Source organism: Methanotorris formicicus Mc-S-70, from assembly GCF_000243455.1.
GTDB classification, from domain to species: Archaea; AGJL01; Methanococci; order Methanococcales; family Methanococcaceae; genus Methanotorris; species Methanotorris formicicus.
On record NZ_AGJL01000011.1, the window covers coordinates 1 to 23,407 of the forward strand.

Below are 23,407 nucleotides of genomic sequence, written 5' to 3' on the forward strand. Positions count from 1 at the left end.
GGTTAAGACCCTCATTCCAAAGAATTCGATTTTATGGTATCGTGAGATACGTTTATTCCGAAAATGCGTAATGTTTTAGATAGTTCTATACACGAATTAAACTCTGACAATAGAAGAAAGAGCATATAAACAATTGCATTCGCTTTTTTGAGAATATTCTCACCATAAACAATTTTTATTCGAAAAATAGTAAAATGTTGTGGTAGAAATATCTTATCATAAATGCTATATCATTATATTCGAATATGCTTGCGAAAGTCCTATTAATCTTTAAATATAAGCGATTAAGTGGTTTATTGTATTTTATAACTAACATTTAAAGATAATAATAGATTTTTATTTACAAAGTCCATAAAAATCTCGAATATTTAGAATAGATGGATAATATGGTATTCAATAGTATAATCCCTACTTTGGATGTAGGAGATTTTAAAGTACGATATTGTGGGTGGAGGGCATAATATGGATATAAATGTTATTGTAGATTGGAAAAGGTTCCTTATCTTGTATATCTCATCGATATTTGGATTGTTTATGGTTTTGTTATATGTAGTTGGAAGTAGTTTAAATTTTGGTTTTCCATTTACAGTATTGGTGATGGCACAATCCTTAGGTGCCTTAGTTGGAAATGCTGTGTTGTATGTGGGTGCTATATTACTTGGATTGTATTGCTCGAAAAAAATGGGTTTTAGAGTTTTAGGTAAAATTAATATAAAAGAGGTCATATTTTCAATGAAAATAGGATTATTCTTGGGGGTAATATTAGGAGCAATATCCACAATCGCAGAGTATTCAATGATACTGAATTTAAGGTCAATGAGTACTCACTTAACAATTTGTGGGATGTTTTTGTCTGTTTATGGGGGGATAAATGAAGAAGTCATATTTAGATTGTTTTTAATGGGATCGTTTGCTTATCTACTATCAGAACTTGGGATAAAAAGAGCAGTGGAGGTATCTCTTGTAACTTCCCCAATATTATTTGCAATTGGACATACACCAGTTTCTATGGAATTTATATCTAAAAAAACAATTATGTCAATGTTGTTTGTCTCAAATTTCATATTTGGTTTAGTCTTTGGATACATCTATTGGAAAAAAGGATTAGAATATGCAATGGTATCCCACTTTTCGTTGGATTTTGTACTCTATGTGGTTATACCACTCTCAGTAATTCTATGCCATTAATTATGGCTTAAGACCTCCAAATAATAAACCCAACGTTTCCTCGAATCCAAACATTATGTTCATGTTCTGGATTGCCTGTCCACTCGCTCCCTTAACCAAGTTATCTATACTTGATGTCATCACCAACCTTCCATTCCTATCTATTTCAAACCCACCAATATCACAGAAGTTTGTTCCCCTAACGCCTGTTAAAGAAACCTTTCCATCTTCAAAGATTCTTACAAATGGTTCATCTTTGTAGAATTTTTTATATAATTTAATGAGTTCTTCTTTATTTATTTCTTTTTTTACAAACGTATGTGCAGTTGTTAGGATCCCCCTTGTTATTGGTGCGAGATGGGGGGTGAAGGAAACCCTTGCATTACCTATTTTTTTTAATTCCTTCTCTATCTCTGGGGTGTGCCTGTGTGTGGTTATTTTGTAGGGGGTTATGTCTTCATTTACATTAGGAAAGTGTGTTGTTTCTGTTGGATTAACCCCTGCTCCACTAACTCCTGTTTTTGAGTCGATTATTATTCTCTCCTCAATAATATTTTCTTTAACCAATGGGGCAACTGCCAATATTGCTCCAGTTGGGAAACATCCTGGGTTTGCAACAAGTTGGGCATCTATTATCTCATCCCTATGCAATTCAGGCAATCCATAGGCAATTTTAATCCCTTCCAAAACACCAGTATGCTTTAATCCATACCATTCTTCATAAACTCCAATATTTTCAAACCTATAGTCCCCACTTAAATCAATAACCTTCAATCCCTTCTCAATCAATTGAGGGACAATTTTCATCGATGCTCCATGTGGGGTTGCACAGAATACAACATCAGAATCTATCTTATCAACATCGACATCCATAAACTCCAAATTCTCAAGTTTTTTTATGCCTCTTAAGTGAGGATGTATCTTTGTTATTTTTTTGCCTGCCTCTTTTCTTGATGTTACATACTCAACATCTACATAAGGATGGTTTGCCAGCAATCTTAACAATTCCCCCCCTGTGTAGCCAGTACCTCCAATTATTGATGCAGTTATCATCTTAACCACCAAATTTTAAAAAATTAGTTAAGGTTATTCCCCTCTCTCCAACTTTTTCTTAGAGAGTTTTTTGATTGCATCAATATTTACTTCACAATCAACCTTCTCTAAGTAACCATTGAGTATTGCTCTATCAACGAACCCTTTACCCCACTCATTCCTTACTATCAATGTTGTCACTCCTTCTGGAGTTCCTACGTTACCAGCGGAGATGTCTGATGCTAATGCAGTAAAGTCCCTACATATACTGCAACCTTTTCTAATGCAATGTTCAATTTCTTTTAATGAGATTTCTTTTGTTTCTCCATTTAATAGATCAATTGCCAACTTTCCTTTTCTAATTTCCATCTTTTTTATTTCCCATGGATTTATACCCATATCTTTAATTTTAGCCGTTAATTCACTATATTTGAATGTTTCAGTACAGAACAATCCTATCTTCAATCTAATTGCCTTTTTGAATGGTTTTAATAAATCATTATCTGATGCCAAGATTTGGAAAACTGCATTTATAACACAAGGTGTCCCAACTATTGCCAACTTTTCCAGTTTTTTAACCATAACTGCCTCTTTTAATGCCTCCAATATTGGGACGTTCCAGTTGTACCTACTACCTGCTACTTTTATTAGTTCTTCTTTTGTTGTTACAAGGACTGATTTTGGTTCCATTGTCCATCTATCTTCACTTACAACAATAGCCCCATCAATTAAGCCCTCATCAAGGGCATTGCACAATATTGCAGTAACTGCTCCACCGCTTTGGGCATATTTTATATCCATCTTTGATTTTGCCCCAAATATCTCAATATATTTCCCAATCTCTTCAATTGGGATTTTTAACTTTTCCTCCGTTCTTGGGCATGCATCATAACATGCTCCACAAGGTACATCATATAAGGTTACCTTACAAAATTCAGCAGATGCTGGGCATTCAGATTCTTCAGCAGGGTCTATTGTGCATGCACACATCTCGCACTTAAACTTCACTGGACTCTGCTGTTTGAAGTATATATTTTCCACTGGACAAACTGCAACACAAGCTCCACATCCAGAGCATATATTCTTATCCCAAACCTCTTCCTTTAAGTTCAAATATGATTTCATTATTTTCACCTTAGTCCATGTTTTTTCATGAATTTTTAAAAAAATTTTATTTATTTAAATGACAGAATATTGCTTTACCATTTACATCAAATCTGGAGTATAGAGTTTTCCAAATGGTCTCTTAGATATTGGGGCAATTTTTGTGTATTTTGAGTTTATTAATTTCTCCTTAACCTCATCACTCAAACCAAATTCTCTGCAGAATTCTTCAATATATGGCTTTATTTTTTCCCTGTCTTCTTCAGTAAATTCTTTAATATCTGCTGCAACACCCAACTGGGACTTATCAACATCTCCCCTTATGTAAATACTTCCTCCATGGATTCCAGTCCCTATAAATCTTCCCTTTATTTCTCCTAAGTCGTTGCCTTCTTTATCAATGTTTAAGACAATGATAATTCCTCCAGCCATATATTCTCCTAAGAAGTCCTTTGCAGTTCCTCCAATAACCAAAACAGGGATTTTATCTTTATATTCCTTCATGTGGATACCACTTCTATACCCAACATCATCTCTAACGAATATTTTCCCTCCTCTCATGGAGTGTCCTGTAACATCTCCTCCACTTCCATGGATAACAATAACTCCATCATCCAACGTGTTTCCAGGAGCATGGTCTGTGTTTCCATAAACAATTATCCTTGGCCCATTCATAAACATTCCCAAATCTCCACCAGGAACTCCGTAAATTTCAATGGTTAAATTTTTTCTTTGGATTCCATTGCCTATAAACCTCTGCCCCAATACATTCTTTAATATAATCTTCTCTAAATCAGGATTTTCCTCCAAAACTTTGTGTATTTTTTCATTTAATTCTTTATAATCCATGCCCTTAGCGTCTATGGTAATTTCTTTCATCATTTCACCACGCCATATTTTAAAAAGAGTGTTAAAATTAATTACAAATTATTAATCAAATTAAATTTACATTCCAGCATGCTTTATTCCAAGTGCTTTCAATTCTACTTCATTTAATCCTACTCCTCTCAACCTGTCTCTGTTACCTCTTAAACTTTCAATTGCATTTATCCCTGCTGCTCCAAGCAATTCCTTAATTTCATGTGTCCATGCCTTGATTAAGTTTGCAACCCTTTGTGCAGCAGTTTCCACATCCAACCTTTTAACCAATTCTGGTTTTTGTGTTGCTATTCCCCATGAACATAATCCAGTGTAACATCTTCCACAGACTCTACATCCCATTGCAACCATTGCTGCAGTTCCAATATAGACAGCATCTGCTCCTAATGCTATTGCCTTAAACACATCAGCAGAATTCCTAATCCCACCACTCGCTATAATACTTACTTCATTTCTCAATCCTTCTTCTCTCAACCTCTCATCAACTGCAGCAATTGCCATCTCAATTGGAATTCCTACGTTGTCTCTAAATACCTTAGGTGCTGCTCCAGTTCCTCCTTTAAATCCATCAATAACAACTGCATCAGCGTCAGATGTTGCTATTCCTGCAGCAATAGCCGCTACGTTATGGACAGCAGCAATCTTAACAAATACTGGCTTTTTCCATCTTGTTGCTTCCTTTAAACTTCTAACCAACTGAGCCAAATCCTCAATTGAATATATGTCATGGTGTGGTGCTGGAGAGATAGCATCAGAACCCTCTGGAATCATCCTTGTCATTGAAACTTCTGCTGAAACTTTCTCCCCTGGTAAGTGCCCTCCAATACCTGGCTTTGCTCCCTGTCCAATTTTAATTTCAATTGCTGCCCCTCTCATTAAGTAATCCTCATTAACTCCAAACCTACCACTTGCAACCTGTGTTATCATGTGGTCTGCGTAAGGATAAAGATCTCTATGTAATCCACCTTCTCCAGTCCCCATGAATGTTCCACATTCTTTAACTGCCTTTGCCATTGCCTTGTGGGCATTTAAAGATAACGCTCCGAATGACATGTGGGCAATCATTATTGGCGTATTTAACTTTAAGTTAGGAGCGATTTTTGTTTTTAATTTTGCTTTTTTGATTTTTTTACCATCAACTTCCTCTTCAACAAATTCAAATTCTAACTGTTTTGGTTTTTTTCCAACGTAGGTTCTTAACTCCATTGGTTCTCTCAGTGGGTCTATTGATGGGTTTGTAACTTGACATGCATCTAAAACAATTCTATCAAAGTATGTTGGGAAGTCCTTTGCGTTTGCCATTCCACTAAGCAATATGCAGCCGGTTTTTGCTTGGTTATAGATGTCTTCTCTTGCCTCTTCAGTCCATAATGGGTGTGGTCTATATGAGACAGGTTGATGAACAATTCTTATAGCATCTCTTGGACACATTGAAACACATCTGTGGCATGCACCGCATCTATTTGAGTATGCAACTATTCTGTTTCCCTGTCTTCTCAAAACTCCCCATGAACACTCTATTGTGCATCTCTCGCAAAGCATACATCTTTCATGGTCAATCTCTACCTTAAATTTTGGTGGCACTGTTGATGGTATCATGTTTCCACTCCGTTAATTTTGTTTTATAATTTTATTTAAAAAAGCAGATTTTACAGAAATGAATTTATTTGTTTACTTTTGCAATGACCATCTTTCCAGCGTCTGGCATCCAAACCCTATCCAAATCAGGGCAAATTGCTCTGATTGCTGCTTCTTCACTTGAAACAAAGAACAAGTCATCTTTTTCAGCAGCAATTAATGGTCTCAGTTTGATTCTATCAGTTAAACCAAGCATTGCATTTCCACTTTCAATATCTCCATTCATAAAGAGCATTCCCTCATGAGTTCCAACAATGATTGCAAAAGGTCCGTTGAGCATTGCACTTCCATAGGTCATTCTTATTGCTTCATGTACTTTTTTCTCTTCTTCTGGCATTCTCTCAATCTCATCCCAGAATCTTGGTGCTAATGCTGTTGCTGCATATTCTATTGGCAATTTATGCTTTCTAACAAGTAAATCGAGTAAGTAGGTAACAACTTCAGTGTCGGTTAATAACTTACACTTGTATCCAAATGATTCAACATATCTCTTGTTTGTTCCATAACTTGTTATCTCTCCGTTATGTACAACACTCCAATTTAATAGATTGAATGGATGTGCTCCTCCCCACCAACCTCTTGTGTTTGTTGGATATCTTGCATGGGAAATCCACATCCAGCCTTTGTATTTGTCTATTTTAAAGTACTCTGCAACCTCATGTGGCCATGCCGCTGCTTTAAAGACACCAAGGTTTTTACCACTTGAGAAAACAAACGCTCCGTCAATTTTATCGTTGATTTCCATTACCAATTCGACCATCTTGTCTTCTTCAAACAATTTGTATCTTTCATCAAACTCATAGAAGAATCTCCATGAAACAAATTCCTTATCAAGAACTCCTTCTTCAACTGGAATTTCCTCATCTTTGACAACGTATCCATATTTTTCAAGTGTGTATTTTACCTTCTCCCTTATTTCATCACAATCCTTTGGATCGAGAAAAACGTGTATTGCATATTTGTCAGAATACTTTGGATAAATTCCATATCCTACGTATCCAGCACCTTTACCATTTCCTCTCTCCCTTAAACAGTTAAGTGCTGTTGCTATCTTCTCTCCACTGATGAGTTTTTGTTCCCTACTAATAAAACCGATAATCCCGCACATAATCTTCCTCCTTTATAAAATTTGGAATAATCTATTATGAAAAAAGTTGTTTATATAATTTTATGATTATAAACATATTTAAATATTCAACAAAAAACCGGCATATATTTTCTTTATTCTCTATCTTCTATCTCAACGATACCTACTCTAAATAAGGAAACCACTGGAATTCCTTCTATTTCAGTTATCCCACTCTTATCTATCATTACAACAACCATTTTAGGATTTGCAATTTCTCTTAAATATTTTATTGCCTCTTTTATTGTACTCCCAGTGGTCATGACATCATCTATAATAACAATGTTTTTATGCTCAATGCTTGAAAAGTTCTGGCTTATAATACCAGTAATCTTCTTCCCTTCATCATGAACATGTTTTTTGGGAATGTAGATTGATAACTTTTTATCCATTTCATCAGAAATCATTGTTGCAAGGGGGATACCACTTGTAGCAATACCTATGACAACATCAAATTCGACATCTTTTAGAATATCACACATGATTGATGTTATATGTTTCAATCTTTTTGATGAATCCCCTACGGTATTCCATTCAACAAATATGTCCAATTTTTTCCTTTTTTCTGGAGTTTCCTTAGCTTCTTCTTCACTTAGCAATTTTTCAGCATTTAAAACCAAATAAAGTGCAGTATCCATTGATACATTTAGTTCATCTGCAATTTCTCCAATTGTTAAACCCTTATCCTTTAACTTTATTACTTTTTTGATAAGTTTTTTTTTCATAGTATCCCTCTTTTATGATAAAGGATTACAGTCCCGTATGTGGCTACAATCACAAATAGATTAGGATGCATAATCACTAGTTTATTACTTATTTTATTGTTCTTTCGAAATTTTATATGCTTAATATATACCCTACATGTATTTTAATTTTGTTATTATATTGAAATTAAAGCATCCCTAAAAGTTTGTGTATCTGTGGAGTGCACATAACATCAACATACTTTCCACATGCAGACATAATATCAAATATCTTCTTTTGGGTTGGCATTCTCCTAACCTTTCCATAGGGTGTTACTGGTTGGATGCATAGCATTATATTGCCAATATCACTTAAATCTTTTGCAATATTTTCTACAAATTCAACACTTGTGTTTTCCATGATTATTATCTTCGCAAATACATCTGAACCAAGATTGTAGAGTTTTTCTATGGTTTTCAATTCATTCTTATAGAGTTTTTTATAATCTTCATCTTTCATACCTTCAAAATGCTCAGGGAGTTTTATATCAATAGATGCATAATCAAAGAATGAAATTCTCTCTGGATACATACCATTGCTCTCCAAATAGGTTTTATATCCGTCCTCTTTCAGAATTTTTGAGTATTCTTTTATATATTCAGCATAGACTAGTGGTTCTCCACCTGTAAATGAAATTGCAAATAAATCTGGAGTTCTTAACGAGTTTATCACATTAATTAATCTATTCTCAATTTCTTCCTCATTATAAATTTCAAAATTCCTTGTTCCAGGGATTGTTTCAACCCTGCATTCTCCTTCCCCTTTTGAAACCTCATCACAGTAGATACAGTTTAGGGGGCATTTTTTAAATCTAACAAATATAAATCTCCTTCCTATATATTTTCCTTCACCCATTATTGAAGAAAATATCTCTCTTATCATGTTCTTTCACTTTTTTTATTTTTTAAACAAATTTTATTCTTTGTTATATATTTATATTCGGTTGTTCCGAAAATACAGGCAAAAATACACATACATAGGTTTATATACTATGAAAACAACTATTGGTTTAGAACATCCTACAGGGTGTGACTACATACGAATCTACTATGGTGAATGAAATGGTTTTTAATAGAAATAATAATAGAAGAAGTATGGATAGAAATATTCCAGTTAAAGAAGGTCAGGAATACACTGTAATGATTGAAGATATGGGTAGGGGAGGGGACGGCATTGCAAGAATTGAAGGCTTTGTCGTCTTTGTCCCTGACACCAAAAAAGGAGATACAGTTTCAATTAGGATAACCTCAGTCAAAAGTAAATTTGCCTTTGCTGAAAAGGTTTAAATTCTCCTCATCCCTTCATCAATTCATTCTTTGGAGAGACCAAAAGCGCAGATATTGGCTTTGTGGATTCTTTTTTATTTTTTTATATATCTCATAATTATGTGGTTTTATTCTAAAAATTCTAAAAAATTTAAAAAATGGAAAATTTATTTTTATTTTTGCAATTTATTTTTAACTTTCTCATACAATGCTGCCTGCAATCCATGGTATTTAACCATCCCAACGATTTCTCTTTGGTCTAATTCTTTATCATCAAATGAAACTAAACTTTCTGAATACAATGCGTATGGACTTTCTCTTCCAATAACTCTTAAACTTCCTGCATATAACTTCAATCTAACCTTTCCAGTTACTCTTTCCTGTGTTTTATCAATAAATGCATCCAAATCTTCCCTGAATGGGTCAAACCATAACCCCTTGTAAATCAACTCTCCATAAAGAGCATCTACAATTTCTTTAAACCTCAACTCATCCCTTGTTAATACCAACTGCTCAAGTGCCTTATGTGCGGTTATTAACAAAACTGCTCCTGGACATTCGTAGTTCTCTCTTGATTTTAAGCCTATGATTCTATCTTCAATGATATCTATTCTCCCAACTCCATTTCTTCCGGCAATTTCATTTGCCTTCTTAATCAATTCAACTGGTTCTAATTTTTCTCCATTTATTGCAACTGGAACTCCATTTTCAAATTCAATCTCAACAACTTCTTCCTCTTTACATTCTTTTGGATTCCTTGTCCAGGCAAATGCTTCCTCTGGAGGCTCAACCATTGGATCTTCTAAGACCCCTCCTTCAATACTCCTTCCCCATAAATTTTCATCAATACTGAATGATTTACTCTCAGTTGGGATTGGAATGCCTTTTTGCTTTGCATATTCAATCTCTTCTTTTCTTGTTAAGTTTAAGTCTCTTATTGGAGCAATTATTTTTATTTCTGGTGCTTTCGTTCTGATAACCGTCTCAAATCTAAATTGGTCGTTTCCTTTTCCTGTACATCCATGTGCTATTGCCTCAGCACCAAGTTTCTTTGCAAGTTCAACGATTTTCAATGCAATTAACGGTCTTGCCAATGCTGTTGATAATGGATAACCTTCATACATTGCGTTTGCCTTAATAGCCCTAAATATATAATCTCTTGCAAACTCTTCTTTTGCATCTATTGTATGGTGCTCCAAAACTCCTAATTTTTTTGCCTTCTCTTCTGGTTCTTTTAACTCTTCCTCGGGCTGTCCAACATCAACACATGCTGAAACAACTTTGTACCCATAATTATCTTCCAACAACTTCAAACAACAACTTGTATCCAATCCTCCAGAGTATGCCAACACAGCAATTTTTTCACTCACTATCCCACCTTTAGAAATAAGTAAAATTCATGAACAATTTGAATATAATATCAATTGAATAAAAATTAGGTTTATTTAAAACTAAAAAATAAAATAATTATAAAACGGCGCAGGGGGGGAATCGAACCCCGAGTTCCCATGGAACTCGACGGATCTGAAGTCCGCCCTGGGCTACCAAGCCCAGCACCCTGCGCCACTAAAACTTAGCAAAGATACCTTATTAAAACCTCATATAAATACATTATTGCAAAATAATTTTGAAACATCATATTAGAAAATGTAATATATAATATAAATTTAAAAATCGGAATAAATGATTAATTTAATGTGATATAGTGGTGAAATGATGATCGTTGTAGAGGGGAAAACAAAACTGACAATTCCAGATACTTTAACAATAACTAAGAAGGATGAGGTATTTTATAACCCAAAAATGGAAGTTAATAGGGATATTTCCGTATGTGTCCTTCAAACTTTCCTCAAAAATTATAAAAGAGAGGAGTTTTTAATTTGCGACCCTTTGGGAGGTAGTGGAGCGAGAGGATTGAGATATGCAAATGAGTTGGAATTTAAACATGGGAAAGTTAAGGTTTTTATAAATGATATAAACCCAAAAGCCGTAGAACTAATCAAAGAAAACATAAAATTGAACAATTTAAATAACGTTGAAGTTTGTAGGGGGGATGCAAACGTCCTCTTATCAAAAAATTTCAGGATGTTCAACGTGGTTGATTTAGATCCATTTGGATCTCCAAGTCCTTATTTAGATAGTGGAATTAGGGCAACTATAACAAAAAATGGTCTTTTATGCTTAACTGCAACAGATACATCTGTTTTATGCGGGAGGTTTAAAAAATCTTGCGTTAGAAAATACAATGCATTCCCAATAAACAGTGAAGATTGTCACGAGATGGCAATAAGGATTTTAGTCGGCTATGCCATAAGGGTTGCTGCTAAGTATGATATTGGATTGAAACCAATTTTCTCCCATGCCACTGACCACTATGTTAGAACCTACCTCTTAACTCAGAGAGGGGCAAAAAAGGCAGATGATGCATTAGAAAAACTTGGATATGTTAAGGATATTGGAGGGGATAAAATAATAAAATCCTTCTATGAGGGTTATGAGAAGGGCTTTGGAGGACCCCTATATTTGGGGGAGATATATGATAAAGAAATCGTTAATGAGGCATATAAAATAGCAGTTGAAAGGAATTGCTCTGAAAAGGCAAAGAACATATTAAAAGTCCTCTGCGATGAGTGTGAAATTAATCAATTGGGATGCTATGATATCCATGAAATCTGCAGTAATATTAAAAAATCAGCACCTTCAATGGCAGTTATAATTGAAAAGTTAAAAAAAAGAGGGTTTAGAGTATCAAAAGTCCACTACAATCCAAAAGGAATCAAAAGCGATGCTAAATTATCTGACATAATAGAGATTATTTTAGAAGCAGTATAGGAATTAGTTTAATTTCTATTTTTTGTTGTTTTCTTTATGTATGGTAATTCTACAATTAAATGACATTTAACTTCAATTTGGATTATATGTTCTTAAACATCCTAAAATTGAAATTTAAGATACTGACAGTGTGATTACGAGAATCCTTTCTTTATTAGCTCTTTACTGCACTCTTTAATCACTTCATAGAATGATAATCCATATTTGTGGCTTAAATATCCTATACAGTTTGATACCATTGCTATAAACCTAACAAACCCAATATTGCTCTTTTCAGACGTTAGGTAATTTCCCTCAACATCTAAAATCGATTTATCTCTTCTATGCTTTTCTTCTATCTTTGGTCTCTTCATATACTCGCTTATTATGTTCTCTGCCTTCTTTTTATGGTTTGTAGAGACCAGATACTTAGGTTTTTTCTGATTTTCCATCAACACTGCAACGATTTTAACTCTACCAACATCGGGAATATTGACCACTTTCTCGGATAATCTAAACTTTATTCCATTAATAGTCCTTAATTTAAGCTTTTCTTTCTCGAAATCCCTCTTAAATAGTCCTTCTACCTTAACCTTCTTACCGAAATATTCAACTATCAGGTTTTTCCTAAGTTTACCAATATATTCCATTCCCAATTCTTTAGATTCCTTCATAATTTTCTTTGTCGTTACAAAAGTGTCTCCTACGACCGTCCCGATATCTATATGAGTTAAGAATCTAATAATTTCGATGAATATGTCTGTGGATTTTTTGCCAAGTGGTTTTATTGTAGTGTAAATCGAATATATCCCTTTTTTTCGTGATAAATACAGCAGTTTATCTGCTCTTGATATGGTTTGCTATGTCTTTCGATGTAGTTATATCGAATATTGCAACCATAAACCTTTTTACTCCATCTCCTTAGTAGCGTTGAATCGATTATTGCAGTGTATTTAAATCTATTGTCATCAAAAATATCGGGAAGGTTGGATAGTTGAGTATACAAACAAAACTCATTTTCTGATAGTTTTTGTAGGTTTTTAACGATAGTCGTTCTGTGAATTCCCGAGACATACTCTGAAAATGCTTTGATAGTTTTTATTGGCGTTAGTGTTCTAACTTGTGCGAACTTAGATAACTCCTCCGAACAGTTAAATCCTAAACTATTTATAGAATTAGTGAGTATACTATTAAGTGCTGTTAGCATGGAGGTTTCACCGTTTTTTAACGAGTTATTTAAGTACTACATATTTCTATTTTTTGGTTTTAAAGTTAATATTGTTAAATCACACTATCAGTCAATTAAGAAACATAAAATAATATTTTATAGTGGTGGGATTATGGATGAATATTACACAAACGCTTTTCCAATAAATAAATATTTCATTAATAGGATCATTTCAGAAAATTGCATAAGATGTCTATGCAAAATTACAAAATTAGAAAAGAAAGAAAAAATTGAGGAACTTTTATATTCAATCTCTGCAACTCTTGGGGGGATTTACATTGATGACTACAATCCTATGAAAAATAAATTCTCATTCTATATTTGGAAGGGTATCCTAAATAAAAAAATTAAATCCTACGGAAGTGAATGGTTAATAAACAAAATGAAAAACATGGGATTTAAAGATCCAGAAAACAAAACCTTATTAAATTATGTAAAGAAAAAATATGAAAAAGACATTAAATTTGATATTATCAAAAAAGAAAAAATCGAATGGAGTAATTTGGACTGGGAAATTAAAGAAAAAATAGTGTTAGGGGCTATTAAGACTCATCCAACAATAAGAAAACTAATCGAATACAAAAATGAAAAATTCATAGATAAAATTGGCAAAAAGATACTTACTTACTTTAGTATAACAATTACTTCTGATGAGAATGAGAATTATTTTTTAATTGTCAAACCAAAACACAAAATCATAAGTTCAGAAACAATTTATAACATGCTAAAAAACAACAAAATTGATTTTAAAACTCTTGAAAGAAAACTTCTAAATGGGAGTGCACTTATCACAACGTCAAGAGCTGTGGGAAGGAGAAAATACGTAAAAATTAAAAAAATCATAAGTCCAAAAGAGAAAGAGTATTGGCAACACACTCAAGACATAAATGAACATTATGAAAAAGAAGGAGTGCCTATTAGTGTGGGAGGAGATGACATCCACTGCTACATTTTTATTGGGGAAGATGACTATGCATATCATACAAAAAATTCTTTACTGTATGAAGGAGTTACAGAAGATGTTCAAAAAATACTTCTAGACATGGGAAAATTTTTAGAGGAGTTAGAAACTGCAAAATCAATATTAAAACAAGGTAACCTCATTGATTTTAGTAGGGAATTTCTAAACATTTCTACTAAAGATGATTACACTCTAACACTACTCTCCACACTTTCAGATATAAAAGTGAAGTTAAAAACTGAATCTGGAATTATAACGGGAGATTATCAAAAATTAAGGGAAATATTTGATTGGATTTTTGACAAAAGTTTTAACCCCCTTAAACCAAAAAACTGCTATCTCCCATTGTCTATCCCACCAATACTAAATGATAAAAAGAAGATTGGAGTGTATATTTTTTATTCTAATATTTCAGATCCAGAATTAAGATTTATAGAGGGAATTTTTAAAAAATTAGGACTTATTTGTGCTATAAATAAATCAGTCCCAAAAATTGAAGTTAAATTAAAAAAAGAGGTTGACTTTGAGGATTATGCAAACTCACGGATTATAATAACTCAAACAGTTTTAAGCAATTTAGAAGATGGGGAACAGCCATTCTTAATCTGCATTTCTCCACTACTCCCAAATAATGAGTTTGATGAGTTAAAAATGCATCTTTTTTCTCACCCACAACTAATATTCCACCAATTTATGTATCCATTCAACTTGAGAAAATGTTTAGAAAAAGAGAGTTTTAAAAAACCATTCATTAATAGCATTCTGTCTCAATTCTTTCATAAAATGGGAATGTATTTATTCTCTTTAAGTGATGAGTTGGGAAATTATGATTTTATAATTGGGTATGATATTAGTAGAGAAAAGGACGACATTGGTAAAATCAAGGGAATCGGTGGCTCTGCAATAATTTATAATAATTATGGGCATGTTAAATCTATAATTACTTTTGATGATGTTGGTTCGAGTGAGATTGGGAGGTATGATTTATTATTCGCACAAGTTCATAGCGAATTAATCCCACATTTGAATTTAAATAATAAAAGAAAAATTAAAATTCTCTTATTAAAGGATGGGAGAATATTCAAGAAAGAATTGGAAAAATTATCCCAAATCTCAAAAAAGTATAATTTTGAGATTACCTACATTGATGTCAGAAAATCAACATTGTTAAGATTTTGGGGAGTTAGGAGAGGAAAAGTTGTCCCAGAATATAAAAACTCCTATGGGAAGTTCGGAAGGGCTTATTACATTTCCTCCCACTATTATAATAGATTTTTCAAACAACCGATTGCGATTGTAGAAAAGTATCACATTGATGAAGGGAATTATAAAAGAGTAGAAATTGAAGAAAATGACATTAAGCAACTCGTATTACTAACCAAAATTAATTATTCCCAACTTATGCCTGATAAGATGAGGTTACCTGCCCCTGTGCACTATGCTCATAAACATGTGAATGCTGTTAGGAGAGGTTGGAAGATAAAAGACGTGAGCATATTACGGAGTGGGTGTTTGCCAACAATTTAATTTCTACGCTCATCTTCAAGTATCATTACCTAACATGATTATTAGTTTTTGTTAAGTAATTCAGAGAACCAATTCGATTTATAGTTGTATATAAATGTATAGAAGCTTACATATAGGTGGAGATTTTTTCGACTAATGCCTCGATGTTTTCTTAGATAATGTTTGATTATCGAATGGAAGCATTCGCAGTTATTAACGTTTAAGCCATCATAAATAGCGTATTCATCCGTATTAACGATTAAATCGTCTGAATTAACTTCGTTAATCATTTCTCAAATTTTAGCCTTGCTTAAATTCGTTTCAACTATACAGTGTTATTATTGGAGGTCTTTCGATTTTGTACGTTCCTCTGCCCCTTTTTTAATCCCCTTCTTCGTTTTTTATTCTTTTTAATGCCTTTATCTCCAGAGTTAATGTAAAATTCATCTATCTCCAATTCGTTTCCAGTAATTTTTTTAAAATGTTGTCTTTTTCAGACGATTTCATAACTTCTTTTGCAAACGAATGAACTGTTCTATAATCTCTTCCTAACTCCTCGGATATTTGATTAATCGATGAATTCTTGAGATTTTTAATTATGTAAAACATCTCTCCTAAAGGTATTCGCCTTTTAGCGAATATAGTTCCAGTTAGGTCGTTAAAGTGTCTTTTACACGAATTACATCTGTATCTTTGAATGTAAGGTTTATATCGCTCTTTGCCTTTTAAAACAACATCTTTCGAACCACAATATGGGCAAATATACTTATCACTCCATCTAATCTCCCTTATAATTGCAATACACTCCTCATCCTTTGGTATGAATAACTTATATACTTCGACGCTCATAAAATTATATATCGCGATTATTATTTGTATATGTAATTGTAAGTGAAGATGAGCGTTTTATTGTTTCAGTATGGTTGTGTCATATATATGAACAAAATCGAAAAATACATATATTAAAAAGTATATCCTTAATTACGCACGTCATGAGAGAAGCGGGGTAGGGTAGCCAGGTCTATCCCGCCGGGCTCATAACCCGGAGATCGGTGGTTCAAATCCACCCCCCGCTACTTTTTTATATTTGATTATGTTAATATTGATAAACCCGAATAAATGGATATTATGATAGAAAAATTTAACTCCAACAAATTGCTATCAAAGATTTTTAAGATCTAAAAACTAAGAAATTATATATACAGATATATAAATAATAGAAAACAATAAATATAAGAATTAATTATCTTATTTGATGCGTTGATTATGGTTTTTGGAATATTACTTATAAGATTTTGGTTTTCATCATATTTATAAATTTAAGATTCGTCCCTGCATAAATATTTATAAAGTTTTAAAATTTTAATTTAGACTTATTTTAAGGAGGCCTAACCGTGAAAGTGTCATCCCACATACTGGTTCCAAAACATGAGATAGTACCAAAAGAAGAGGTGCCAGAGTTATTGCGAAGGTATGGTATAAAAATACAGCAACTGCCTAAAATTTTGGATATTGACCCTGTTGTAAAGGAAATTGGGGCTAAAGAGGGAGATGTAATTAAAATTACAAGAAAAAGTTCAACAGCAGGAGAGGTTATTGTCTATAGGTTGGTCATTAGGAAACCTTAAATAGGGAGATTTTATTTTAGTTTTATTTAATAGTCGTTAGGAGATCGACTGCATGTGGTTAACTTCTAAAAAATATAAGGTGGCTATTATGGAATCCCGTATCCTTGTTGATGCATTTTTTAAAGAACATAGTTTAGTTAAGCACCATATTGACTCTTACAACGATTTTATAGAGAACAAACTTCAAAAGATTGTCGATGAAGTTGGCATATTGGAGACAGAAATTAAAGGCGGATATAAAATAAAATTTGGGAAAGTAAGGGTTGGAAAGCCAATAACAAAAGAGGCTGATGGTTCTGTTAGAAAAATAACTCCTATGGAAGCGAGAATTAGGGATTTATCATATTCTGCCCCACTATATCTTGAAATGACCCCAATAATTGAAGAAGGTGAGGACGAGAGAGAAGGGGAAACTGTAGAGGTTTATATTGGAGAACTTCCAGTGATGCTTGGTTCAAAGATTTGCCATCTTTATGGAAAATCAAAAGGGGAGTTAATTGAACTTGGAGAAGATCCAGAAGATCCATTTGGGTACTTTATCATCAACGGTTCAGAGAAGGTTTTAGTTACTCAGGAAGATTTAATTCCAAATAGAATTTTGTGTGAGAAGGTTGAGAGAAACAACAAAATAATTGATGTTGCAAAGGTATTCTCCACAAGGCATGGCTTTAGAGCATTGTGTACAGTTGAGAGGCATTCAGATGGGCTTTTATACGCAACCTTCCCAGGAATGCCGGGGAACATTCCACTTATGATATTGATGAAGGCACTTGGGGCAGAGAGCGATAGGGATATAATTGAGATGATTTCAGATGATCCAGATGTTGTTATGCAGTTAGTTGCAAACCTACAGGATATGAGGGAAGGACATAACGTTTATACAAAAGAGGATGCATTGGAATACATTGGTAAAAGGGTAGCCCCAGGACAGCCAAAGGATTATAGGTTAAAGAGAGCAGAAACTATTTTATGCAATTATCTCCTCCCACACGTTGGAATTGAAAAGGAAGATTTAATAAAGAAATGCTGGTATTTAGGAAAGATGGCTAAAAATGCCATTGAACTCTATTTGGGTTTGAGAGTTGAGGGTGACAAAGACCACTATGCAAATAAAAGGCTAAAATTGGCCGGGGAATTGATGGAGGACTTGTTTAGGTATGCATTTTCCCAACTTGTAAAAGATATAAAATACCAATTAGAAAGACAAACTTTAAGAAAAAAAGAACCATCAATTCAGGCAGCAGTTAGGAGTGATGTTTTAACAGAAAGAATAAGACACGCAATGGCTACTGGTAATTGGGTAGGTGGAAGGACAGGAGTTAGCCAATTATTAGATAGAACAAGTTATTTAGCAACAGTTTCTCAATTGAGAAGGGTAGTTTCACCATTGTCAAGATCCCAACCTCACTTCGAGGCAAGGGACTTGCACGCTACACAATGGGGTAAGATCTGTCCATCAGAGACACCAGAGGGTCCAAACTGTGGTCTTGTTAAGAACTTCGCATTGATGTGTAAGGTTACAACAGATGAAGATGATGGCAAGGTTATAGAACTACTTAAGGAATTTGGATTAAACCAAAATGAAACCTTTGATAATTAATTTACACAATTATCATTTTTATGAAGTTACTCTTTACAGCATGCCCAAAATAAAATCCTAAAAACCTCAAATTTGAAAGGTGAAAACCTTGGTTCAAAAACAAGTAAACGTATATGTCAATGGAAAATTGATGGGTACAACAGATAAGCCAGAAGAATTGGTTAAATTTTTGAGAGAAAAGAGAAGAAAGGGGGAACTTTCTCCATTCACTTCAGTGGCATATAACGAAGAAAGTGGTGATATTCATATTTCTACAGATGGTGGTAGGGCTGTTAGGCCGTTGATTGTTGTAGAAAATGGGAAACCAAAATTAACACAAGAACATATTGAAAAATTAAAGAATGGAGAAATAAAATTCTCTGATTTGGTTAAAGAAGGAGTTATTGAATATTTGGATGCTGAGGAAGAAGAAAATGCATACATTGCTGTTTATGAGGATGAGTTGACCGAGGAACACACCCACCTTGAAATCGATCCATCGGTGATACTTGGGATTGGGGCAGGGGTTGCTCCATATCCTGAGCACAACTCTGCTCCAAGGATTACGATGGCAGCGGCAATGGGTAAGCAATCCCTTGGAATTCCAATGAGTAACTTTAGATGGAGATTGGATACAAGAGGACACATCCTCCACTATCCACAAGTTCCAATTGTGAGGACTAAACACCAGGAGATTTTAGGTTTCGATAAGAGACCAGCAGGACAGAACTTCGTTGTAGCGATAATGAGTTATGAAGGATACAACATGGAGGATGCCTTTATAATTAATAAGGCATCAATCGATAGAGGATTAGGGAGAAGTACATTCTTCAGAACCTACGATAGTTATGAGAAGAGGTATCCAGGAGGGCAAGTTGATAGATTTGAGATTCCAGAGAAGGGTGTTAGGGGTTATAGGGCAGAGGAAGCATACAGAAACCTTGGAGAAGATGGTTTGGTTGAACCTGAATGTGAAGTTAAGAGTGGAGATGTTATAATAGGTAAGACTTCCCCACCAAGATTCTTAGAGGAGCATGAGATATCCCTCCAAACAAAATCCCAAAGAAGAGACACCTCTGTAACAGTAAGGCATGGGGAAGAGGGTGTTGTTGATTGTGTTATATTATCTGAAACAAAAGAAGGAAACAGATTAGTAAAGGTTAGAGTTAGGGACTTGAGAATTCCTGAACTTGGGGATAAATTTGCATCAAGACACGGTCAGAAAGGGGTTATTGGACTTATTGTCCCACAAGAAGATATGCCATTTACCGAAAGTGGAATTGTCCCTGATTTGATAATCAACCCACACGCAATTCCATCAAGGATGACTGTTGGGCAAGTTTTGGAGATGATTGGAGGTAAAGTTGGATCATTGGAATGTAGAAGAGTTGATGGGACAATATTCAGTGGAGAGAAGGAGTGGGATTTAAGAAAAGCACTTGAGGAGCATGGATTTAAGCATCATGGTAAAGAAGTCATGTATGATGGGAAAACTGGGAAGAAATTTGAAGTTGAGATATTCATTGGAGTCGTTTACTACCAAAAATTGCACCACCTCGTTGCAGGAAAAATCCACGCAAGAAGTAGAGGTCCAGTTCAAGTTCTCACAAGACAACCAACAGAAGGTAGGGCAAGAGAAGGAGGTTTGAGGTTTGGAGAGATGGAGAGGGATGTTCTCGTTGGTCATGGGGCTGCTATGTTGTTGAAGGAGAGATTGCTTGATGAGTCAGACCCAGATGACGAATATGTGTGTGTAAATTGTGGTGAGATAGCAATCTTTGACCATAGAAGAGGAATAAAATATTGTCCAATTTGTGGAGAAACAGAGGAATTGCATGACAACAGAAAGATACCATCAGTTAGGATACCTTATGCATTCAAGTTGTTGTTGGATGAGTTGAAGAGTATGTGTGTATATCCAAAGTTAAAGATAAAGGATAAAGTTGATTAATTTCCTTAAATTTTCTTAAACCATTTTTTGTTTTAGTTAAAAGAATTTAAATTGCATCTAATTTATCAAAACTTAGGATAACGGTGAAATGATGGACAGATATGAAATCCCAAAAGAGATTGGGGAAATTATATTTGGTTTGTTGTCCCCTGAGTACATTAGGAAAATGTCTGTTGCTAAGATTGTAACTGCAGACACTTATGATGATGATGGTTATCCTATTGATGGAGGTTTAATGGACACAAGATTGGGTGTTATTGACCCTGGTTTGGTTTGTAAAACATGTGGTGGTAGAGTAGGAACCTGTCCAGGACACTTTGGGCACATAGAATTGGCTAAGCCAGTAATTCATATAGGGTTTGCAAAGGACATCTATAGGATTTTGAAGGCGGTTTGTCCGCACTGTGGAAGAGTGGCAATAAATGAAGTTAGGGTAAAAGAATATCTTGAAAAAATGAAAAAATTGGAAGAAGATGGTGGGGACAAGTGGGAAATTTGTGAAGAGATTTTGAGAGATGCAGCAAAAGCAAACGTCTGTCCACACTGTGGAGAAATAAAATATGATATTAAATATGAAAAACCAACAACCTACTACCAAATAGATGGAAAAACTGAAAAGTTATTAACTCCTTCAGATGTTAGAGAAATCCTTGAGAAAATTCCAGATGAGGATTGTGTATTACTTGGATTGAATCCTGAGGTTATGAGACCAGAGTGGATGGTTTTAACAGTTCTCCCAATCCCACCTGTCACAGTGAGACCTTCCATTACATTGGAAAGTGGAGAGAGAAGTGAGGATGATTTAACACACAAATTAGTTGATATTATAAGAATTAACCAAAGATTAGAGGAGAATATTGAAGGAGGGGCTCCAAACTTAATTATTGAGGACTTGTGGGATTTGTTGCAGTATCATGTCAACACTTACTTTGACAACGAAGCCCCGGGCATTCCTCCAGCAAGGCATAGAAGCGGAAGACCTTTGAGAACACTTGCTCAAAGGTTGAAAGGGAAAGAAGGAAGGTTTAGGCACAACCTTGCTGGTAAGAGGGTTAACTTCTCAGCAAGGACAGTTATTTCTCCTGACCCATGTTTGAGTATTAACGAAGTTGGGGTTCCAGAGGTTGTTGCAAAGGAATTAACTGTCCCAGAAAAGGTTACAAAATACAATATTAATAAAATTAGAGAACTCCTCAAAAACGGTTCTGAAAAGCATCCGGGAGTAAACTACGTTATTAGAAAAGTAAAGTTGAGGGATGGAAGGGAGGAAGAGGTAAAAATAAAAATAACTGATAAAAACAAGGACTTCTGGGTAGAAAATATTGAGGAAGGAATGGTTGTTGAAAGGCATTTGATGGATGGGGATATTGTCCTTTACAACAGGCAGCCATCATTGCACAGAATGTCTATTATGGCACATAAGGTTAAAGTTCTCCCATATAGAACATTTAGGCACAACCTTTGTGTTTGTCCTCCTTATAACGCTGACTTTGATGGAGATGAAATGAACCTCCACGTTCCACAATCAGAAGAGGCAAGGGCAGAAGCAGAGGCATTGATGTTGGTTGAGAAACACATACTCTCCCCAAGATTTGGAGGACCAATTATTGGGGCAATCCATGACTTTATTACTGGGGCGTATTTATTGACATCCTCATACTTCACAAAAGATGAGGCATCAATCATTTTGAGAGGCGGAGGAATTAAAGAGGAATTATGGGAGCCGGATAAGATTGAGAACGGAGTTCCCCTGTACAGTGGAAAGAAGATATTCAGCAAGGCATTACCAAAAGGATTGAACTTGAAGTATAGAGCAAAGATTTGTAAAAAATGTGATGAATGTAAAAAAGAGGACTGTCCACACGATGCCTATGTTGTAATTAAGAATGGAGAGTTAATAAAAGGGGTTGTTGATAAAAACGGATTTGGGGCAGAGGCAGGTATTATATTAGATACAATAGTTAAGGAATTTGGTTCAGAGGAAGCAAGGAAATTCCTTGATAGTTCAACAAAGATGGCAATAAGAGCAATAATGATAAAAGGATTTACAACAGGTATTGATGATGAGGATATCCCAGAAGATGCAGAGAGAGAAATTCAAGAAATCCTCGATAAGGCAGAGGAAGAGGTTAATGAAATTATTAGAAAATATGAAAATGGAGAACTTGAACCATTGCCAGGGAGAAGTTTGGAAGAGAGTAGGGAAGCATACATCATGAAAATCTTAGGTAAAGCAAGGGACGAAGCAGGGGCTGTTGCAGAGAGGTACTTAAGTAAGGATAACCATGCAGCGTTAATGGCAAGGACTGGGGCAAGAGGTTCTCTCTTAAACATCACCATGATGTCTGCATGTGTTGGGCAGCAGTCAGTTAGGGGGGGAAGGATTTTTAGGGGTTATAGGAACAGAGTTCTCCCTCACTTCAAAAAAGGTAGTTTGGATGCAAAATCCCACGGGTTTGTTAGAAGTAGTTATAAGAAAGGATTATCTCCAATTGAATACTTCTTCCACGCAATGGGAGGAAGAGAAGGTCTTGTTGACCAGGCAGTCAGGACTGCACAATCTGGTTACATGCAGAGAAGATTGGTTAATGCTTTGCAGGACTTAAAGGCAGAATATGATGGAACTGTAAGGGATTCAAGAGGAACAATAGTTCAATTTGTCTATGGAGAGGATGGAGTAGATCCATCAAAAGCAGACCATGGTAAGGCAGTGGATATTGATAAGATAATAAACAAAGTTAAGGCAAAGTATGAATAATTGGATATCTTCTAAAGATTTTTAAATTTT

General features: G+C 34.6%; 19 protein-coding genes, 2 tRNA genes and 1 pseudogene. 9 read left to right on the forward strand and 13 right to left on the reverse strand.

The window, feature by feature from the left end; genetic code table 11:
- Positions 1-155: pseudogene (locus METFODRAFT_RS11930) on the reverse strand (IS701 family transposase); the annotation flags it as partial.
- A 307-nt stretch (positions 156-462) separates the two neighbouring features.
- On the opposite strand from METFODRAFT_RS11930, the gene METFODRAFT_RS09680 reads away from it, so the two are divergent.
- Complete coding sequence (locus METFODRAFT_RS09680; protein WP_007044020.1) at positions 463-1,188, forward strand: CPBP family intramembrane glutamic endopeptidase; 726 nt, start codon at positions 463-465, stop codon at positions 1,186-1,188.
- Here METFODRAFT_RS09680 and argC read toward each other — a convergent pair whose 3' ends face one another.
- The 7 genes from argC to METFODRAFT_RS02830 all read right to left on the reverse strand — a co-directional run bounded on the left by argC (position 1,189) and on the right by METFODRAFT_RS02830 (position 8,572).
- Positions 1,189-2,220: an N-acetyl-gamma-glutamyl-phosphate reductase gene (gene argC, locus METFODRAFT_RS02800; protein WP_007044021.1), complete on the reverse strand. Its 1,032-nt coding sequence runs from the start codon at positions 2,218-2,220 to the stop codon at positions 1,189-1,191.
- 33 nt (positions 2,221-2,253) lie between these two features.
- A complete protein-coding gene (locus METFODRAFT_RS02805) occupies positions 2,254-3,324 on the reverse strand; it encodes a Coenzyme F420 hydrogenase/dehydrogenase, beta subunit C-terminal domain (RefSeq protein WP_007044022.1) in 1,071 nt (356 codons plus the stop codon).
- 81 nt (positions 3,325-3,405) lie between these two features.
- Positions 3,406-4,182 carry a GltB/FmdC/FwdC-like GXGXG domain-containing protein gene (locus METFODRAFT_RS02810; RefSeq protein ID WP_007044023.1) on the reverse strand — a complete coding sequence of 259 codons (777 nt, stop codon included), beginning with the start codon at positions 4,180-4,182 and terminating at the stop codon, positions 3,406-3,408.
- Between the two features lie 66 nt (positions 4,183-4,248).
- Positions 4,249-5,781 (reverse strand): glutamate synthase-related protein, encoded by a 1,533-nt coding sequence (locus tag METFODRAFT_RS02815; protein WP_007044024.1) that lies wholly within the window; start codon positions 5,779-5,781, stop codon positions 4,249-4,251.
- Between the two features lie 64 nt (positions 5,782-5,845).
- Positions 5,846-6,928, reverse strand: coding sequence for a class II glutamine amidotransferase (locus METFODRAFT_RS02820; protein WP_007044025.1), 1,083 nt, complete (start codon positions 6,926-6,928; stop codon positions 5,846-5,848).
- Between the two features lie 113 nt (positions 6,929-7,041).
- Entirely contained in the window at positions 7,042-7,671 is a 630-nt protein-coding gene (locus METFODRAFT_RS02825) for an orotate phosphoribosyltransferase-like protein (RefSeq protein ID WP_007044026.1), read from the reverse strand.
- Between the two features lie 166 nt (positions 7,672-7,837).
- A complete protein-coding gene (locus tag METFODRAFT_RS02830; protein WP_007044027.1) occupies positions 7,838-8,572 on the reverse strand; it encodes a 7-carboxy-7-deazaguanine synthase QueE in 735 nt (244 codons plus the stop codon).
- Between the two features lie 179 nt (positions 8,573-8,751).
- Here METFODRAFT_RS02830 and METFODRAFT_RS02835 point away from each other — a divergent pair, with 179 nt between their 5' ends.
- Positions 8,752-8,976 (forward strand): TRAM domain-containing protein, encoded by a 225-nt coding sequence (locus tag METFODRAFT_RS02835; protein ID WP_048115405.1) that lies wholly within the window; start codon positions 8,752-8,754, stop codon positions 8,974-8,976.
- A 152-nt stretch (positions 8,977-9,128) separates the two neighbouring features.
- On the opposite strand, the gene METFODRAFT_RS02840 is transcribed toward METFODRAFT_RS02835, so the two are convergent.
- Positions 9,129-10,325, reverse strand: coding sequence for an argininosuccinate synthase (locus METFODRAFT_RS02840; protein ID WP_007044029.1), 1,197 nt, complete (start codon positions 10,323-10,325; stop codon positions 9,129-9,131).
- Between the two features lie 105 nt (positions 10,326-10,430).
- Positions 10,431-10,520 (reverse strand) — tRNA-Sec (locus METFODRAFT_RS02845).
- Between the two features lie 148 nt (positions 10,521-10,668).
- On the opposite strand from METFODRAFT_RS02845, the gene METFODRAFT_RS02850 reads away from it, so the two are divergent.
- Positions 10,669-11,787, forward strand: a complete 1,119-nt coding sequence (locus METFODRAFT_RS02850) for a tRNA (guanine(10)-N(2))-dimethyltransferase (protein ID WP_007044030.1) — start codon at positions 10,669-10,671, stop codon at positions 11,785-11,787.
- Between the two features lie 134 nt (positions 11,788-11,921).
- Here the strand turns inward: METFODRAFT_RS02850 and METFODRAFT_RS10580 are convergent, their stop codons facing one another.
- Both METFODRAFT_RS10580 and METFODRAFT_RS10585 read right to left on the reverse strand, forming a co-directional pair.
- Positions 11,922-12,440, reverse strand: a complete 519-nt coding sequence (locus METFODRAFT_RS10580) for a hypothetical protein (RefSeq protein ID WP_007044031.1) — start codon at positions 12,438-12,440, stop codon at positions 11,922-11,924.
- A gap of 110 nt (positions 12,441-12,550) precedes the next feature.
- A complete protein-coding gene (locus METFODRAFT_RS10585) occupies positions 12,551-12,973 on the reverse strand; it encodes a hypothetical protein (RefSeq protein ID WP_007044416.1) in 423 nt (140 codons plus the stop codon).
- A 133-nt stretch (positions 12,974-13,106) separates the two neighbouring features.
- Here METFODRAFT_RS10585 and METFODRAFT_RS02865 point away from each other — a divergent pair, with 133 nt between their 5' ends.
- Positions 13,107-15,482 carry a Piwi domain-containing protein gene (locus tag METFODRAFT_RS02865; RefSeq protein ID WP_052322764.1) on the forward strand — a complete coding sequence of 792 codons (2,376 nt, stop codon included), beginning with the start codon at positions 13,107-13,109 and terminating at the stop codon, positions 15,480-15,482.
- A gap of 426 nt (positions 15,483-15,908) precedes the next feature.
- Here the strand turns inward: METFODRAFT_RS02865 and METFODRAFT_RS11360 are convergent, their stop codons facing one another.
- Complete coding sequence (locus METFODRAFT_RS11360; RefSeq protein ID WP_007044033.1) at positions 15,909-16,310, reverse strand: transposase; 402 nt, start codon at positions 16,308-16,310, stop codon at positions 15,909-15,911.
- Between the two features lie 151 nt (positions 16,311-16,461).
- Here METFODRAFT_RS11360 and METFODRAFT_RS02875 point away from each other — a divergent pair.
- The 5 genes from METFODRAFT_RS02875 to rpoA1 all read left to right on the forward strand — a co-directional run bounded on the left by METFODRAFT_RS02875 (position 16,462) and on the right by rpoA1 (position 23,377).
- Positions 16,462-16,537, forward strand: a tRNA-Met gene (locus METFODRAFT_RS02875).
- 318 nt (positions 16,538-16,855) lie between these two features.
- Entirely contained in the window at positions 16,856-17,089 is a 234-nt protein-coding gene (locus tag METFODRAFT_RS02880) for a DNA-directed RNA polymerase subunit H (RefSeq protein WP_007044034.1), read from the forward strand.
- An 88-nt stretch (positions 17,090-17,177) separates the two neighbouring features.
- The gene (locus METFODRAFT_RS02885; RefSeq protein ID WP_048115409.1) at positions 17,178-18,689 is read left to right on the forward strand and encodes a DNA-directed RNA polymerase subunit B''; all 1,512 of its coding nucleotides are present in this window, start codon (positions 17,178-17,180) and stop codon (positions 18,687-18,689) included.
- 88 nt (positions 18,690-18,777) lie between these two features.
- Positions 18,778-20,619 (forward strand): DNA-directed RNA polymerase subunit B, encoded by a 1,842-nt coding sequence (gene rpoB, locus METFODRAFT_RS02890; protein ID WP_141564047.1) that lies wholly within the window; start codon positions 18,778-18,780, stop codon positions 20,617-20,619.
- Positions 20,620-20,710: 91 nt separating this feature from the next.
- Positions 20,711-23,377 (forward strand): DNA-directed RNA polymerase subunit A', encoded by a 2,667-nt coding sequence (gene rpoA1, locus METFODRAFT_RS02895; protein WP_048115411.1) that lies wholly within the window; start codon positions 20,711-20,713, stop codon positions 23,375-23,377.
- The last annotated feature ends 30 nt before the right edge of the window (positions 23,378-23,407 follow it).

Bases quoted from the DNA above. Each gene is read 5' to 3' on its own strand.
- METFODRAFT_RS02865 (WP_052322764.1), top strand. From the start codon at position 13,107: ATGGATGAATATTACACAAACGCTTTTCCAATAAATAAATATTTCATT.
- argC (WP_007044021.1), bottom strand. From the start codon at position 2,220: ATGATAACTGCATCAATAATTGGAGGTACTGGCTACACAGGGGGGGAA.
- METFODRAFT_RS02885 (WP_048115409.1), top strand. From the start codon at position 17,178: ATGGAATCCCGTATCCTTGTTGATGCATTTTTTAAAGAACATAGTTTA.
- METFODRAFT_RS10580 (WP_007044031.1), bottom strand. From the start codon at position 12,440: ATGAAGGAATCTAAAGAATTGGGAATGGAATATATTGGTAAACTTAGG.
- METFODRAFT_RS02810 (WP_007044023.1), bottom strand. From the start codon at position 4,182: ATGAAAGAAATTACCATAGACGCTAAGGGCATGGATTATAAAGAATTA.
- METFODRAFT_RS02815 (WP_007044024.1), bottom strand. From the start codon at position 5,781: ATGATACCATCAACAGTGCCACCAAAATTTAAGGTAGAGATTGACCAT.
- METFODRAFT_RS11360 (WP_007044033.1), bottom strand. From the start codon at position 16,310: ATGAGCGTCGAAGTATATAAGTTATTCATACCAAAGGATGAGGAGTGT.
- METFODRAFT_RS02835 (WP_048115405.1), top strand. From the start codon at position 8,752: ATGGTTTTTAATAGAAATAATAATAGAAGAAGTATGGATAGAAATATT.
- METFODRAFT_RS02820 (WP_007044025.1), bottom strand. From the start codon at position 6,928: ATGTGCGGGATTATCGGTTTTATTAGTAGGGAACAAAAACTCATCAGT.
- METFODRAFT_RS02830 (WP_007044027.1), bottom strand. From the start codon at position 8,572: ATGATAAGAGAGATATTTTCTTCAATAATGGGTGAAGGAAAATATATA.
- rpoA1 (WP_048115411.1), top strand. From the start codon at position 20,711: ATGGACAGATATGAAATCCCAAAAGAGATTGGGGAAATTATATTTGGT.
- METFODRAFT_RS09680 (WP_007044020.1), top strand. From the start codon at position 463: ATGGATATAAATGTTATTGTAGATTGGAAAAGGTTCCTTATCTTGTAT.
- METFODRAFT_RS02850 (WP_007044030.1), top strand. From the start codon at position 10,669: ATGATGATCGTTGTAGAGGGGAAAACAAAACTGACAATTCCAGATACT.
- METFODRAFT_RS02825 (WP_007044026.1), bottom strand. From the start codon at position 7,671: ATGAAAAAAAAACTTATCAAAAAAGTAATAAAGTTAAAGGATAAGGGT.
- METFODRAFT_RS10585 (WP_007044416.1), bottom strand. From the start codon at position 12,973: ATGCTAACAGCACTTAATAGTATACTCACTAATTCTATAAATAGTTTA.
- METFODRAFT_RS02805 (WP_007044022.1), bottom strand. From the start codon at position 3,324: ATGAAATCATATTTGAACTTAAAGGAAGAGGTTTGGGATAAGAATATA.